The sequence below is a fragment of the Paenibacillus turicensis genome (assembly GCF_017873435.1).
GTDB lineage: Bacteria > Bacillota > Bacilli > Paenibacillales > Paenibacillaceae > Fontibacillus > Fontibacillus turicensis.
In genome coordinates, this window is sequence record NZ_JAGGKG010000021.1 from 21,446 (window position 1) to 36,093 (window position 14,648).

Consider the following 14,648-nt stretch of genomic DNA (forward strand, 5'->3'; position numbering starts at 1 on the left):
ATGTTAATATAATCCAACTGTCAACATGCTTTTCAAACACAGATTTAATTAACGATGTTAATATTTAATCATATATAAAGTAATTTCATCCCGATTGTGTGCTAGTTGTTTGGCACGCTGGACTTGGAGTCTTGCATCCTGAAACATGCTTATAATTTCACTTATAAGTGCCATTGGCTTTTTATGCAGTAGCTTAACCGTTACAATTGCTGTACCTCCAGGCTGAAGTGCATCCAATAGGTTAATGACTAGTTTTGCTGTCCCTTTTGGACTCCAACTCATATCACACACTAGCAAATCAAACTGTCCTTCGTTAAACTTTACACTATCTGCGTTCTTTTTCAGATAAGTTAGGTTTGGTGAAGCAAGTACAGAAGGTGCCATTTTAGCTGGATCAACCGCTGTAACCTTTAATCCACGTTCTAGTAAAAAAGAAGTCCAGCCCCCAGGAGCAGCACCAATATCAAGTGCATTGTGGAAGGAGGAGAATGGAATACCAAAGCTAACCTCAGCCTCTAACAGCTTAAATTTAGCTCGGGATACTTGCCCTTCTTCCTTTTGAAAACGAATCGCTCCACCATTCCAGTCAGACAACTGATGCCCTACTGCTTCAACACCAGCGTACACCCCATTTTGCGCAGCAAATATTGAAATGACATAATCTGCATCTTTGACTACAAATTGTGCACCCAAATCACCTAAACCATCCTGAATGATTGTTTTAAGCTCTGCAGGGCTATCCTGCCATACAGACTGTGTAGACTTACGAACCTGAACTACTATATTTGATTCTTTTAAAAAGCTATGCGAAGCAATAAATTGATTTAGCTCACTTAACCACGACCAAGCATCACCTGACACTTCATCATACTCATATTCCCAGCTTACAGCAAACATATGACGCAAAAAGATCGGCTCTTGTCGTTCCATAACGGCGTAGATCTCTTTAAGTTCATGCTGTAGGCTGACTAACATGACTTCCCCAGGAACAAGCATTTTTGATTTGACAGAACCAAATAAACGATGTAGTTCTTCCTGAGCATATGGAGCAAAGCCATGGTTAGATGTGCATATTAATTTTGAAAATGCTGGTTCATCTATGACTTCATTTTCTAGTTGATTCAAAATTTAACCCCCAACTTCTATTTTGCTTCTTTTGCTATATCGTCCAAACGAGAAAAAGGAATTGGACCGTCATGCAAGGTAACATGCTCTGGCTTATTTTGATATAACATCTCATACATCTTTCTTTTGCCATACATGCTGGACGTGTGCAGAAAAATTTCATTTGCATAAAGTCCCTCTCGTATCATGCCTGATACTACTTCACTTCCTGTTGGCTCTCCTGGTCCCATATCATAGTCTAAAGATAATATATCAACCTCAACCTCACGAAGTACCTGCAAGCATTCCTCTACCGATCTAACTAAAGTAAAGCCTTTAGGACATCGTCGTAAATCATCCATATACAAATGAATCAATTAAGATCTTCCCTTCCGCGGTATTAACAGTTTTGTCGCTCTCCCCAGCGTCTAACCTTTTCAATATCTTCTCTATATGTTCCATCTCTTCCAGTTCTACTCTCGATAATCATTGGCTTAGTTCGTACCTCAGGAATGGATAAAAAGTATTCAAAGCCTTTCTGACCAATAAACCCCTCTCCTGGTCTTGCATGTCGATCCTTACGGGACAGAGCAGGGTATTGCGAATCGTTAAAATGAATACACTTAACATCCGCCCAAAAATTATACTCTTGAGCCTTTTGGACAAAGTTATTATCCTGATCCCCAACCCACATTCCTGAAGCAAATGCATGACATGTATCCAGGCAAAACCCAACATATTCGGGTTTCTCACATAAACTACGAATTTTAGTTAATTCTTCAATGGTGATTCCCATGTCTCCATGATCACCTGCTTGATTTTCCAGCAAAAGCATAGACTTGCCCTGCCAGTGTGAAAGCACTTTATTTATACATTGTATAATATTTTGGTATCCTTGCAAGAGATTAATTCCCTTATAAATACCAAAATGAACAATTATTCCAATTGACCCACACGCCTCACTAATTTCCAAATCATTTTTTAATGAAGCAGTGGTACGATTAAACTGGTCATCCGAAGCATTTGTCTCTACCGCTAAATTACTTGGATATGGGGTATGAATAACAGAGAGAATGTCATTCTCTCTACAAATTTTTTTACATTTTGTGGCCTCAGCCTTGTCAAAATCTTTTACAGTAAGGCTTCGTGGATTTTTTGAAAAAAACTGATAGCAGTTCCCTCCCTGCTTCATCGCAGTTAATGCTGCACCTGCGAATCCAGTCCGAATACTGTGATGACCTCCTACATACAGAGGTACATTATTTTTCATGCTGGCAGCCAGGACTATAAAACATTTTTTTACCGTTAATTTCTCCCTTTACAATAGTATCTCCACAACGTGGACATACACTGCCCTCCTCATCGTAAACAACACACAAATCATTAGAGCCACCTGTTAAAGTATCGCCTTGCATAAGCGGAGACTCCATGTATCCTCCTGCTTGTGTTGCTGTAATCAACACTTTTCGCATTGCATGGTATAGCTCGCGTAAATCTTGCTCATTTAAATTTTGAATTTTTACACTTGGTCTAAGCTTTGCCTCATAAGCTATCTCATCAACATAGCAATTACCAATCCCGGCGATGACGTCTTGATTCGTTAACGTCGTTTTAATGCTTCCTTTTCGTGATGAAATTAGCTCAATAAATTTAGATTCTGTCATTTTTGAATGTAGTGGCTCGGGCCCTAAATGACCAAACTTTTCATCAATTTCCTTCGCCGTTAACAAATGCAAATAACCAAGTCGTAGCCCAATAAAGAATAACACTTTGTCACCAAAGGAAATTTCAATTTGTGTGGTCCGATCAAGGCGATCCTCGTCAGAACCTAAATATAGCAATCCACCTAACATAAGATGAAGCACTAAACGTCTACCGTTATCTAGGTGAAAAATTAAATGCTTTGCACGTCGTTCTACAAAAATGACATGTCTATCCTGAAGCTCCGCCTCAAATTGCTCTACACTTGTATTTATAGATTTTGGTCTATTTACAACTACTTTTGTTATCTTTTTATCTAAAATGTGCTGAGAAAGCTGTATTTTGTAATTTTCCATTTCTGGTAGTTCCGGCATGTTTATCTATCCTTTCACTCACTGTCTAATTAAATCAATCACTTCTATAAGATCATTGCATATCACATCTGCTTTTAAATTTGTCCTTTGTTCAAAGGATTCCAAATTTTTGGCATTTGTAACCCCTGTTAAAGTTAATATAGTGCCACATCCTACATTAGCACCCGCTGAAATATCTGTTAGCATATTGTCACCAATCACAGCAATTTGTTCATTTGGGAGCTGTAACTTATGAATTGCATATTCCATTAATATGCGAGAGGGTTTTCCTATTATTGTTGGTTTTTTCCCTGTAGCCGCTTCAATAGCTGCTCCAAGTGTACCCGCGCCAGGCGCAAAACCTTCCTTCGTAGGCAACATCAGGTCGGGATTTGTCAAAATAAACTCAGCTCCGTTGGCGATCCAGTTCATTGCTTTGCTTAATGTTTCATATGTAAAAGAACGATCAATGCCTTGAACAACTATATCTGGCTTTTCCCATTCTATCGATACATTAGCCTCATGCAAGGCGGTCAATAATCCATGCTCACCTATAGGCGCAACTGTAGCAGCGGGCTTCGTACGCTTAATATAATCCGCAGCGGCTACTGCAGAGGTACAAACCTGTTCCTGTAAGGCAGGGATACCCATTTCACGCAAATGTAATGCTACTTCCTCTGGTGTACGTGAGGAGTTATTTGTAACAAACAAATAAGGCTTACCACAATGATTAAGCTCATGAATCAATTGCTCCGCATGAGGTATAATACGACTCCCATGATATAAAGTTCCATCTAAATCAATTAAAAAGGCATTCCAGCTTGCCAAGACAATCCCCCCTTATGTAGCCTATAACAATACTATTTGATTTTGTCTATTTTGCGTCGAACACCATCGAAGCATGTACAAGAACAGTGTCATTTCCTGCGCTTTCCCGGAAAATAATTTGGGTAATAATTATAGCTCAAAATCAAGAAAATAGTGGTTGCCAAGATGTTGATGGTTGCTACGAAACAGAGGGTTCTTCCGATCGTTGTTAAAACCAGATTCCTTCTTTTATTATAATTTATCGTTGAAATCTGGTTTTAAATACGAACGTTGCACTTCTCCAGAATCCCTCTGTCCCTTCGCTAATTCAGGTGTTTGTCAACCACTATTTACAGCAACAATGAGCTATAATTATTAGATAGCTTCAGTAGTTAGGTGCGTTCTATTGGGTACAAGACATGTTCTTGTGCCAATTGAGAAGCAGGGAAGGTGTGCTGCGCCTCTGTTGCTAAAGCTTCTAATTGCTCTTCAGATTTGTATCTTGAGCTGAAATGCGTCATGTATAAAGTTTTAACGCCTGCCTCTTTTGCAGCTTCTGCCGCCTGAGTGGCAGTACTGTGATAATAAGTATGAGCAGTTGAAGCAAGCTCGTGTAAAAATGTAGCTTCATGCACTAATACATTTGCACCCTTCGCTAATATCGCTACACCAGCACAAGGTCTTGTATCCCCTAATACCGTTACAATACGTCCCTTTTTAGGTTCACCTAAAACATCACTTGGCATAACAATAGTTCCATCTATCGCAGTCACACATTCCCCACGTTTTAACTGACCATACTGGGGCCCAGGCTTAATCCCTAAGGAATCTAAATATGTCATATTTAACTTACCTGGTTGATCCTTTTCTACAAAACGATAACCATAACTAGCAATTCGATGATCAAGCAGGGCTGATTCAACATAAAAACGGTCATCCTCAAATATAGCCCCACCCTCATGCTCAATAATTTCAAGCTCATAGTTAATATGAGACTGACTAATCTCTAGTGCACTTTCAATAAAAGCTTTTAATCCGTGTGGGCCATATATTTGTAAAGGCGTATCTCCGCCCTGATAGGCACGACTTGAAATAAGTCCAGGTAAACCAAAAATGTGATCTCCATGCAAATGAGTTACAAATATTTTTTCAAGCTTACTCAGCTTTAATGGCGAACGTAAAATTTGATGCTGCGTCGCTTCCCCACAATCAATTAACCAAAATGAGCGTCTTTCTTCAAGCAAACGTAGCGCCACAGAAGTAACATTACGTTCAAGTGAAGGGACTCCTGCATTTGTACCTAAAAAATAAAGTTCCATGAACTATCATCCTTTTTAGTCAACATTCTGTAACAAATAATTTACCATTGATGATCTAGACTTCAAAACGTTCACGCTTTAGTTTATCAGAATGGAGACCAATATAAAAGCGCAGCAAAACAATCAAGCTCCTTTCAATCCATTTAAGGATCAAAAGGAGCTTTCTTTTGTTATTGCATCAGCTTAGACTTAAGCATTTTCTGCAATAATATCATGCAACTCTGATAAATGTTTAATTTCGTAATTTGGCACAATTTCATCATTACGGATATGTCCAGTACGGTTCACCCACACTGCATGCATTCCAACGCTAAGAGAACCTTTTACATCAGTCGTTAATTTGTCACCAACCATAAGCGCTTCTTCTGGTTTTACATCTAACAGCTCAAGTGCGTGATGGAAGATGGAGGAGTCTGGTTTTCCTTTTCCGAATGTACCCGAAATAATAATGTGATTAAAATAAGGTGTTAATTCAGGCACACCATCTATTTTTTCTTGTTGCAATGAAGGACAACCATTTGTTAAAAGCAATAATTTATATTTACCTTTTAATTCATCTAGAACTTTAAACGTTTCATTATCATATACGTAAGGGCGCTTGCGACGTTCAATACCAAATCGATCTGCAAGCTTACGAGCTAGCTCTCTATTATCCACACCACAAGCTTTAAGACCACGATGCCAAGACTCCTCACGATAAATTGGGGCTAACTGCTCCAATTGACGAAATTCAGGCTGCTCTCCTGCTGAGAAATTTCCCCATAAAGCTTCAAAAGGATTAATACCAATCATCTTTGTAAAAGCAAAGGGTTCATATGTAGCATATAGCGCTCTAGCTTCTTTACGAACTTCGGCTTCTAGCTGCGCTTCATCAACGTTTGCTTCCTGGTGTGCAACTTGACATGTTGCTTCAAAGGCTTCCGTTACACTTTTATCGTCCCATAATAAAGTATCATCTAAGTCAAAACATACAGCCTTAATTGTCACAACACATCTTCCTCCCCAAATTATCCTATACAAAACTATTCTTTTATAACTTTAACCTGATGAGTGTATCCAAATTTCTCTAAACTATCTCCCATTGCTGCAACATCAAAACGATTACGGATGCGGTTAAACGTCCATTTTGATCCTCTGCCCTTAGGAACAACAACAATCTGGTCTTTTCTAATGATAATTTTATCAATATTAGCGGCATCCACCATTAAGTCACGATTAAAACGTGAAGTATATAAGAAGTTTTTGTGAATACGAAGATATGGTTTTCTTAAAAAGATAACGAGCGACAAAAGCAAATACAAAACAATTGTAATCCAGAAAATTGCAGTGTCTGCCCCTGTTGCTTTTGTAGCTATCCCTAAGCCTCCATATAAAATCGCAATTAAACTTAAAGTGACGGGTAGCACAATTTTTCTTCCTTTAAAAACCTCACCATCACCACGCGACCCTATCATCGCGCCTCCACCGCCGCCCGAGCCACGATTTGTATTTACATTGATTCCTTTTTTCTTCAAACGAACTTGATTCCGTTCTACCTTCCTATCAAATGACCCCATTCATTTTCCTCCTACAAAACTTTGTATTATTTATCAACTACCTCAATGGATTCAAGCTGCTGTCTGAAATTTTTACGAATATTTTGTAAATAAATTTCACGTAATTTAGCTCTTTCCAATAGTTCCTCTTCATTTAATCCCGATTCTTTTTGCTTACGAGCAAGCTGATTAATTCGTTCTACCAAAGCATCAATATCCATAATTTCCTCCTGTAACTTATCTTTAGCACTTCACAACAATTTAAGACGCTCATCCTTTACTTTGACACGACTAAAAGAGCTTGTCAAGGCAACTTCACCTATACTGCCCAAGCTCATTAAACTTCATTATTTTTTATGCATTTCATAACATTAAATACATTTCTTAGATTTACTTATACTGTAAAACTATAAATTTCAATCCAATATTGGTATGGCAATAACCTCGCCTGCATGTATAACGCTATTTTTCATATTATTTGCCTTTTGAATGACCTGAATAAATGCTCTTGTATCCCATTTCTCTGGCTTGTATTGTGTCGCAAGCTGCCATAAGGTGTCACCCGCTTGTATAATCACCATTTCTTTTTCTATATTATTAGCTCTATCAGGTGACTCGAATGCCTTCACTGCTACAGTACAAATTAACATAAATAGGATTGTTATCCCCAAAACCCGCCACACTTTTTTAAATCCCTTGATTCCACTTATCTTTGTAGCATAGTTTGAAATTTTAGTTGACGAATTGTCCTGTGAAGCAGGTAGAGTATAAATGCTTTGATATGAACTATATTTTAACATGATCGCACCTCTTTTTTTCGAACGAATCGAACGAACGTTCTTGTTTTTCTATACTATATCACGAACACTTGTTTGCTTCAATATATTTTACGAACAAATATTCTTATTTTTTTACACACTTTTTCACGTATAGAATAACTAGTTTTGCTCTTCTCTGTACTCAAAAAACCAAAAAAGCCTATAACAACAGTATTTTTATATAGAACTTATGTTTGTGCGAACGAGGGTTCCATGTTATAATTTTACTAATACGTTAATTAGATGGGGTTGATTATTGTGTCAAAGGTTTCTAGCCGTCAACAGGCTATTCTTGAATTTATACGTAGTGAAGTTCGGTTAAAGGGTTATCCTCCCTCTGTTCGAGAAATTGGGGAAGCTGTAGGTTTGGCTTCTAGTTCAACTGTTCATGGTCATTTGGATCGCCTAGAGAAAAAAGGTTTTATTCGTCGGGACCCAACTAAACCAAGAGCGATTGAGCTACTTGCTCAAGAAGATGGGGATCATGATGTTAGTTTATTTGCACATACTGTGACGCGTGTACCAGTCATTGGTAAGGTTACTGCTGGTGTTCCTATTTTAGCTACTGAAAATATCGAAGATTATTTTCCTTTGCCTCAGCATTATAGTGGAGAAGGACAAGTTTTCATGTTGTCTGTAATGGGAAATAGTATGATTGAAGCTGGAATTCATAATGGGGATTACGTCATTGTTAGACAGCAGCATACTGCTGAAAATGGTGACATTGTTGTTGCGATGACAGAAGAAGATGAAGCTACAGTAAAAACATTTTATAAAGAACGTGATCATATTAGATTACAGCCAGAAAATCCTGATATGAGCCCAATTTTATTGAAAAATGTAAGTATTTTAGGTAAGGTTATTGGTTTGTTCCGCGACTTGCACTAATTTTAGTTAAGATTAGTTATTAGTAATATATTCATTTTGTCATATTTTCTTATCCTTTTGGTCATGATAGCTATAAGAATTATCTTTTACTTAGATATTCAATCCAATGCTAAGGATATGATCAAAATGGACGAAATCAAGGAGATATTACACAAAATTGAGGAGCTTCGCCAACAGCTGAATGCTTTTCAAGCAAAGCAATTAACCGATCCTGAGGTAATTAAAATTAGTACAGAGCTGGATCAAGTTTTAAATGAATATCAACGTATGCTCAATCAGAAAAAATTTAATTCTACTGATTAAGCTTTTAGTGATATAGTATTGATATACTTTACATCACTTCATTAAACTACATGTTTTTCAACAGGAGGTTTTACTATGGATATTGCTGCACTTTCTACACAGTTATCACAAGCTAATTTAAAACAGGACGTTGGTATTTCCTTGATGAAAATGGTGAAAGATCAGACATCCGTTCAAACTCAGGCTTTAACTAAGCTTATGGAAACTAGTGCGCAACCTCATCTTGGTGGAAATGTAGATATTAAGATTTAATACTATTAGCTATATAATGGCTAGTTATTTACATAAGGAGAAAAAAAGAAGGGATATCCCTTCTTTTTTTCTTTTTCAGAATTACTATAGGCGTCTCTGCTTTTAATTACTTAACTAAACATTGTGAATGGAATTACATTGTGGGATAATTTAGGGGAATGGAGGCGGACATAATGTTATATATATGGTTTAAAGATTTGAACCCACTATTACCCACCCTAGTAATAGGTCCATTAGGTTCAATTCTTGTTGGTTACTTATGTAAAAAGTTTAACAAAAATATTTATTTAGGCTTAATAATTCCTGTACTCCTTCCTCTCTTATTTACTGCACAAAGTTTTGCAAAGATGATATTTTATATTGATGATTGGATGCTTTATGCTTGCTTCTACATCATCATTGCTTTAATTACTTATCGATTAACTTCACGAAAAAAAATAAGTCATATCTAAATAAAGAAGGGCTAAGCTAGATAATCACAGCGCCCTTCATCTTCTTATTATTAACCTATCATTCGAATGACTACTCTCCATTAGCAACCTCTACTCTAAACTGGTACTTCTTGCGCGAAAATTCTTTTCCTGAAATTCTAACGATGTCTGAGGTAATTAACTGTACTGTGCCCCCAAAATCCTCAAAATTAACACGGTACTCCTCATCAATAGACACGACATAAACATGTGCTTCACATATCGCCGCCGCAAATAATTCCAAATTAGTTTTAACTACTTTGTATGTGTGATTCAATGACTTCCACCTCTTTACTTGAGCAATACTATATGTGATTGAACAGTGCTTAAATTTTACCTCAGTTCAATATGAGTTCAATTCATTATATATATTTCTAGACATTAAGTCAGTACCCTTCTTCATTTTTCTTTTTAGTTGGTTTTTCATATAGTCTAAATTAATATTATTAATATTTCGTCCAGTAATCTAAATTACTGTCCTGATATTGTTTGGGTTTAGTGTGATTAGAGGTCATGCCTCCACTATTTGTGCCCGCCACTTTATCCCGATCCTCAACTTCCAAAACCACAATCGTACTTAAATCAGGATTATCTGGCCAAAAAATGTATTGTTGCTCAACTAAATGTCGCAATCCAACAATAATTTGTGATTTATTTAATCCCATCTTATATTCTAGCTCTACCCACATGGGCATTCTATGCTTCTGGCGACTAAAATTAAACAATAAACGTAACAGCTTCCGATCCAAATCTTGAAGCACAATCATCACTCCAATTCAAAAATAAATACAAAACAGAACATACATTCTTATTCTAGACTTATCTTACTTCTTCTGCAATAAAAATATAAAAGTGAACCACTTGACAGTGAATAGGAACTAGATTTAATTTGGCACAATTTTAAGCTATTTAAGCTTCATTTACTTCATCATCTATAATTGCAAAAATGATCTGCTCCATCCTTACCCATTTCCACTCTCCAATCGCTATTGCGAGTTTAATCTCTTTTTTTACAGTTTGAATCGTAGCTACCATCCCCTCTAGCTCTACTTGTTCACACTTAACAGGATTAAATATATGAAGGGTCACCTTCCTCCGCTCACGAAAGGACCGAATTAATGCACGTTCAATTTGCTCTAGCGCTTGCTCATCTAGTATGGGGCAGACCTGCTGCTCGTGTCGCATGTAATCTTGAATAATAGCTTCCTTATGCTGTGGCAACATCATCCGACTAGATTCCCACAAGCCATTGCCTTCAAGCTTTTTACTCATTTATAATGCCCCCCAACCTTATCTGCACGATCAATCGCTTGTGCCGCAGGCATTAAACAGTTTGCTCGCAATATTGAAATTTCTCCAAAGCGATCCTTAATTTGATCCATCACCTGATCTACGGCACGCCAATGCTCTTTATCGCCAAACAATGTAAGTTGACCTATTTTGTCACAACTGAGTCCTGACAAGCTAACCGCAACGCCCCGTACAGGCTGGCGATCCCAGTGAAGATGAAACAATTTGCAAGCCGCTTCATACACCTCCTGTGTAACATTGCTTGGATCACAAAGCTTCATTTGTCGGTGAAAGCCAGTTCGCACATTAAAATCAGCCCCACTCACACTTAGTGCAACAGTCCCTCCTGCAACTCCCTTTTTCCTTGCTCTTCGGCAAACCTCTGTACATAAATCATGAATGACAATTTCAATATCTTTGGCATGAATATAATCTCTAGGCAACGTCATCGCATTGCCGATATCCTTTTGGATATGATGACTTAACCTGCTTACAGGTGAATCATCGATCCCATTTGCCACACGCCAAATGACCTCCCCATTTACACCCCAACGTCTACGCAATGTGCCTAATGAAGCTGAGGCGAGCTGCTCAATTGTTTCAATCCCCATATTTTGCAAATGTTTCTCCATACGGGAGCCAATCCCCCACATGCCTCTAATCGGCTTATTACCAATATGCTGGTGCATTTCCTCCTTATTTAAAATGAAAATACCGTCCGCTGTTTTTTTAGCAACGAGATCGCAAGCCAGCTTACTAACTACTTTGTTTTCACCGATTCCAAGCCGGGCAAATATTTGAGTATCCTGTAAAATATGTGCTTGAATTTTTTTAGCTAAGGCATACGCCTCCCCATCATAAAAATGGAGTGATCCCGTCACATCTGCAAATACCTCATCAATACTGTAAGGCTCAACCAAATCGGTATAGGACTCAATAATATGCTTAATTTCCATCGACTTCGCAATGTATTGCTCCATATGAGGGCGAACAATAACAAGGTCTGGGCATTTCTGTAGCGCTTGCCATAACGGCTCCGCGGTCGTTACCCCATAGGCTTTGGCTAAAGGACAAGCTGCCAAAATAATACCCGATCTACGTGCAGGATCCCCTGCTACAACAAGAGGTAAGTCTCGATATTGTGGGTATTTCGCCTTCTCCACACTGGCATAAAAGCTTTGCATATCAATCAGCATGATCGTACGTTTCTTTGTTGTCATATCTACCCTCCAGTTCAAATATACGAACATCTATTTGTATTATATGCGAACATTTGTTCTTTATTCAATGGAAGAATCGACCACTTAGTTTAGGCTTGAATATCTTGAACCTGTAGACCATGATCATCATTGACAACAAAAAAATCCAGCCACATTAGAAGCAACATGGCCGGATTCTTGCTAAATTCTACATTCTACAGTTTATATATTGTAAACTTACAACCCTATTCTTTTTCTATCCACTTATTCCTGAAGCTGATTATAGGAAATTAATCGATGAATATGCACGGCAAGATAAGTAAGCTCCTCATTTGGAATCATTACCTCGTTAAGCTGGTGGATATACCCTTTTACTTTAAACGCAATATCCATCGCTTCAGGATAAAGATTCGCAATTTGCTTAAATAAGATATCATCCTTTGCATCTAACAATTTATGAGCATAAAAGCGTTCCACAAAAAACTTCACATGCGTAATAAAACGTGTGTAATGAATGTTGTCGTGATCCAAATCAAGGTTCAGTGAATATCTCACCAAATTAACGATGCTCCCAATCATTTTGGCTACCTTCATCGCATCCTGTGACTCTTTTTTTTCGCTCTGAGCATTAATTAAATGGAAGGCGATATTGGCTGCCTCTTCTTTGGGCAAGTTAATCTCTAATTTTTCATTCATTAGCTTCAAGGCAAATTGTCCAATTGCAAATTCCTCAGCGTAATAATTTTTAATTTCCCAATACACTTTATTTGTAATATTAATTTGTTTATTGAAGCGTTCTACTGCAAAGCTAAGATGATCCATCAGTGTAAAATAGATCCCTGTATTTAGCTTCGTTTGAAGCTGCTCCTCTGCATAGACAACAATTTGCTGGGTTAGCTCTACATAGACGGGGGCAATGGCATTTAGCAAGCCAAGATATTGCTTAATTTGAATATGCTCGACTGGAACAAACATTTGATCCGCCTGATGCTCTAGCACAATATCTCCACTTTTTTGCCCATACCCAATGCCTTTGCCAAACAAAATATATTCCTTTTGATCCTGATCCTCCACAAGTACCACACTAGAATTGAGAACCTTTTTTATTTTGATCACCGCAATCACCTTCCTTTAAGAAAGAACTTGCACTAATCTAAATCTTGTCCATTGCTTTCAATTACTTTTTTATACCAATAAAAGGAATCCTTACGGCTACGTGCCAATGTTCCATTCCCCTCATCATCTTGATCAACGTAAATAAAACCATACCGTTTAGACATCTGTGAGGTTGAGGCACTAATGAGGTCGATACAGCCCCAGCTTGTGTAGCCAAACAAATCAACGCCCGCCTCTACCGCTTCCTTCATTTGCTGTAAATGTGCTCTAAAATAGTCAATCCGATAATGATCATGAATAGAACCATCCGGCTCCACCTGATCCACTGCGCCCATCCCATTTTCCACGATAATTAACGGCTTCTTATAGCGATCATATAATTCAATCAATGAAATTTTTAAGCCAACAGGGTCGATTTGCCAGCCCCATTCCGTAGAAGGCAAGTAAGGATTTTTAACCCCCATAATGGTGTTACCAGATGTGCGTTCTAACCCTTCCTTTGCCGATTCTGTCAACGACATATAGTAGCTAAATGAAACATAATCCACCGTGTGCTGTTTTAAGATTTCCCGATCATTAGGCTCCATATGAATGTGAATGTTTTTTTGCTCTAGCATACGTTCAATTAAGACGGGATACTCTCCAAATACCTGTACATCAGCGTAAAAATAGTTATGAAGATTTCTTTGCAGGGTGACTGCAACGTCTTCTGGGTTACAGGTGTTAGGATACGTAGTTAACTTGGTCAACATACAACCCACTTGGCTGCCTGGTATAATTTCATGGCAATCCTTCGTAACTAATGCTGAGGCTACAAATTGATGATGAAGTGCTTGATAGACAACCGCTTCCTCTTTGCCCTCTGGACAACGATCAGGCACAATCCCCGCCGTCGTAAACGGATGACGATGAATGCTATCAATCTCGTTAAAGGTAAGCCAATATTTCACTAGCTCCTTATAGCGTAAAAAGCATGCCTTGCTAAATTTCACGAAGCAATCAACAACTTTTCGTTCTACCCAGCCATTATATTTCGCACTTAATGCTAACGGCATTTCATAGTGAGATAAGGTAACAATCGGTTCAATATTAAGTCTCTTCATTTCAGTAAATAAGTCAAAATAAAACTGTAAGCCTTTCTCATTGGGCTCCGCTTCCTCCCCTGTTGGGAAAATGCGACTCCATGCAATCGATACACGTAATGCCTTAAAGCCCATTTCCGCAAATAACGCCAAATCCTCCTTGTAACGATGGTAGAAATCAATCCCTCTACGCTTAGGGTAGTTTTTATCACTTCTGTCCTGCATTGCAACTTCAATCGCTTTAGACGAGATTGCTTGATGACCTTCATAATCCTCTACATCTACATTTGGCTTGTACAAACCAACATCAGCGACAGAGAGTCCTTTTCCGTCTATATTCCATGCACCTTCCGCCTGATTGGCGGCAATAGCGCCACCCCACAAAAATGTTTCTGAAAATCCTTTACTCAT

19 protein-coding genes are annotated in these 14,648 nt (G+C 38.1%); 3 read left to right on the forward strand and 16 right to left on the reverse strand.

The features are described from left to right. Positions 1-57 precede the first annotated feature (57 nt). The 10 genes from J2Z32_RS18110 to yneA all read right to left on the reverse strand — a co-directional run bounded on the left by J2Z32_RS18110 (position 58) and on the right by yneA (position 7,619). Positions 58-1,125: an SAM-dependent methyltransferase gene (locus J2Z32_RS18110; RefSeq protein WP_245251590.1), complete on the reverse strand. Its 1,068-nt coding sequence runs from the start codon at positions 1,123-1,125 to the stop codon at positions 58-60. A 17-nt stretch (positions 1,126-1,142) separates the two neighbouring features. Next, positions 1,143-1,466, reverse strand: coding sequence for a cyclic-phosphate processing receiver domain-containing protein (locus J2Z32_RS18115; protein WP_245251591.1), 324 nt, complete (start codon positions 1,464-1,466; stop codon positions 1,143-1,145). 38 nt (positions 1,467-1,504) lie between these two features. Further along, positions 1,505-2,374 carry a deoxyribonuclease IV gene (locus J2Z32_RS18120; RefSeq protein WP_210090607.1) on the reverse strand — a complete coding sequence of 290 codons (870 nt, stop codon included), beginning with the start codon at positions 2,372-2,374 and terminating at the stop codon, positions 1,505-1,507. Continuing rightward, entirely contained in the window at positions 2,364-3,179 is an 816-nt protein-coding gene (locus J2Z32_RS18125; protein ID WP_210090608.1) for an Fpg/Nei family DNA glycosylase, read from the reverse strand. Before J2Z32_RS18125 ends, J2Z32_RS18120 begins: the two co-directional genes overlap by 11 nt. 18 nt (positions 3,180-3,197) lie before the next feature. Then, the gene (locus tag J2Z32_RS18130; RefSeq protein WP_210090609.1) at positions 3,198-3,986 is read right to left on the reverse strand and encodes a TIGR01457 family HAD-type hydrolase; all 789 of its coding nucleotides are present in this window, start codon (positions 3,984-3,986) and stop codon (positions 3,198-3,200) included. 371 nt (positions 3,987-4,357) lie between these two features. Next, positions 4,358-5,284, reverse strand: coding sequence for a ribonuclease Z (rnz, locus tag J2Z32_RS18135; protein ID WP_210090610.1), 927 nt, complete (start codon positions 5,282-5,284; stop codon positions 4,358-4,360). A 189-nt stretch (positions 5,285-5,473) separates the two neighbouring features. After that, positions 5,474-6,271 (reverse strand): HAD family hydrolase, encoded by a 798-nt coding sequence (locus J2Z32_RS18140; RefSeq protein ID WP_210090611.1) that lies wholly within the window; start codon positions 6,269-6,271, stop codon positions 5,474-5,476. Positions 6,272-6,306: 35 nt separating this feature from the next. After that, positions 6,307-6,840 (reverse strand): hypothetical protein, encoded by a 534-nt coding sequence (locus tag J2Z32_RS18145; protein ID WP_210090612.1) that lies wholly within the window; start codon positions 6,838-6,840, stop codon positions 6,307-6,309. A 26-nt stretch (positions 6,841-6,866) separates the two neighbouring features. After that, a complete protein-coding gene (locus J2Z32_RS18150; protein WP_210090613.1) occupies positions 6,867-7,040 on the reverse strand; it encodes a DUF896 domain-containing protein in 174 nt (57 codons plus the stop codon). A gap of 195 nt (positions 7,041-7,235) precedes the next feature. Beyond that, entirely contained in the window at positions 7,236-7,619 is a 384-nt protein-coding gene (gene yneA / locus J2Z32_RS18155) for a cell division suppressor protein YneA (protein WP_210090614.1), read from the reverse strand. A 276-nt stretch (positions 7,620-7,895) separates the two neighbouring features. Between yneA and lexA the strand changes: the two genes are divergently transcribed. The 3 genes from lexA to J2Z32_RS18170 all read left to right on the forward strand — a co-directional run bounded on the left by lexA (position 7,896) and on the right by J2Z32_RS18170 (position 9,080). Then, complete coding sequence (gene lexA, locus J2Z32_RS18160) at positions 7,896-8,525, forward strand: transcriptional repressor LexA (protein ID WP_210090615.1); 630 nt, start codon at positions 7,896-7,898, stop codon at positions 8,523-8,525. 126 nt (positions 8,526-8,651) lie between these two features. After that, positions 8,652-8,828: an aspartyl-phosphate phosphatase Spo0E family protein gene (locus J2Z32_RS18165; RefSeq protein WP_210090616.1), complete on the forward strand. Its 177-nt coding sequence runs from the start codon at positions 8,652-8,654 to the stop codon at positions 8,826-8,828. A 75-nt stretch (positions 8,829-8,903) separates the two neighbouring features. Continuing rightward, complete coding sequence (locus J2Z32_RS18170; protein WP_210090617.1) at positions 8,904-9,080, forward strand: YjfB family protein; 177 nt, start codon at positions 8,904-8,906, stop codon at positions 9,078-9,080. Positions 9,081-9,602: 522 nt separating this feature from the next. Here the strand turns inward: J2Z32_RS18170 and J2Z32_RS18175 are convergent. The 6 genes from J2Z32_RS18175 to J2Z32_RS18200 form a co-directional block, all read right to left on the reverse strand. Then, a complete protein-coding gene (locus tag J2Z32_RS18175; protein WP_210090618.1) occupies positions 9,603-9,827 on the reverse strand; it encodes a hypothetical protein in 225 nt (74 codons plus the stop codon). 169 nt (positions 9,828-9,996) lie between these two features. Next, positions 9,997-10,311, reverse strand: coding sequence for a hypothetical protein (locus tag J2Z32_RS18180; RefSeq protein ID WP_210090619.1), 315 nt, complete (start codon positions 10,309-10,311; stop codon positions 9,997-9,999). A 148-nt stretch (positions 10,312-10,459) separates the two neighbouring features. Beyond that, on the reverse strand, positions 10,460-10,822 hold the full coding sequence (locus tag J2Z32_RS18185; protein ID WP_210090620.1) for a YolD-like family protein: 363 nt from the start codon (positions 10,820-10,822) through the stop codon (positions 10,460-10,462). Next, positions 10,819-12,060, reverse strand: coding sequence for a DNA polymerase IV (locus tag J2Z32_RS18190; protein ID WP_210090621.1), 1,242 nt, complete (start codon positions 12,058-12,060; stop codon positions 10,819-10,821). The genes J2Z32_RS18185 and J2Z32_RS18190 overlap by 4 nt, the downstream gene beginning before the upstream one ends. 243 nt (positions 12,061-12,303) lie before the next feature. After that, the gene (locus tag J2Z32_RS18195) at positions 12,304-13,155 is read right to left on the reverse strand and encodes a PRD domain-containing protein (RefSeq protein WP_210090622.1); all 852 of its coding nucleotides are present in this window, start codon (positions 13,153-13,155) and stop codon (positions 12,304-12,306) included. Positions 13,156-13,187: 32 nt separating this feature from the next. Beyond that, positions 13,188-14,648: a glycoside hydrolase family 1 protein gene (locus J2Z32_RS18200; protein ID WP_210090623.1), complete on the reverse strand. Its 1,461-nt coding sequence runs from the start codon at positions 14,646-14,648 to the stop codon at positions 13,188-13,190.

Coding starts and splice junctions, on each gene's coding strand:
- J2Z32_RS18115 (WP_245251591.1), bottom strand. CDS start 1,466: ATGGATGATTTACGACGATGTCCTAAAGGCTTTACTTTAGTTAGATCG.
- J2Z32_RS18120 (WP_210090607.1), bottom strand. CDS start 2,374: ATGAAAAATAATGTACCTCTGTATGTAGGAGGTCATCACAGTATTCGG.
- J2Z32_RS18125 (WP_210090608.1), bottom strand. CDS start 3,179: ATGCCGGAACTACCAGAAATGGAAAATTACAAAATACAGCTTTCTCAG.
- rnz (WP_210090610.1), bottom strand. CDS start 5,284: ATGGAACTTTATTTTTTAGGTACAAATGCAGGAGTCCCTTCACTTGAA.
- J2Z32_RS18145 (WP_210090612.1), bottom strand. CDS start 6,840: ATGGGGTCATTTGATAGGAAGGTAGAACGGAATCAAGTTCGTTTGAAG.
- J2Z32_RS18150 (WP_210090613.1), bottom strand. CDS start 7,040: ATGGATATTGATGCTTTGGTAGAACGAATTAATCAGCTTGCTCGTAAG.
- yneA (WP_210090614.1), bottom strand. CDS start 7,619: ATGTTAAAATATAGTTCATATCAAAGCATTTATACTCTACCTGCTTCA.
- J2Z32_RS18165 (WP_210090616.1), top strand. CDS start 8,652: ATGGACGAAATCAAGGAGATATTACACAAAATTGAGGAGCTTCGCCAA.
- J2Z32_RS18170 (WP_210090617.1), top strand. CDS start 8,904: ATGGATATTGCTGCACTTTCTACACAGTTATCACAAGCTAATTTAAAA.
- J2Z32_RS18185 (WP_210090620.1), bottom strand. CDS start 10,822: ATGAGTAAAAAGCTTGAAGGCAATGGCTTGTGGGAATCTAGTCGGATG.
- J2Z32_RS18190 (WP_210090621.1), bottom strand. CDS start 12,060: ATGACAACAAAGAAACGTACGATCATGCTGATTGATATGCAAAGCTTT.
- J2Z32_RS18200 (WP_210090623.1), bottom strand. CDS start 14,648: ATGAGTAAAGGATTTTCAGAAACATTTTTGTGGGGTGGCGCTATTGCC.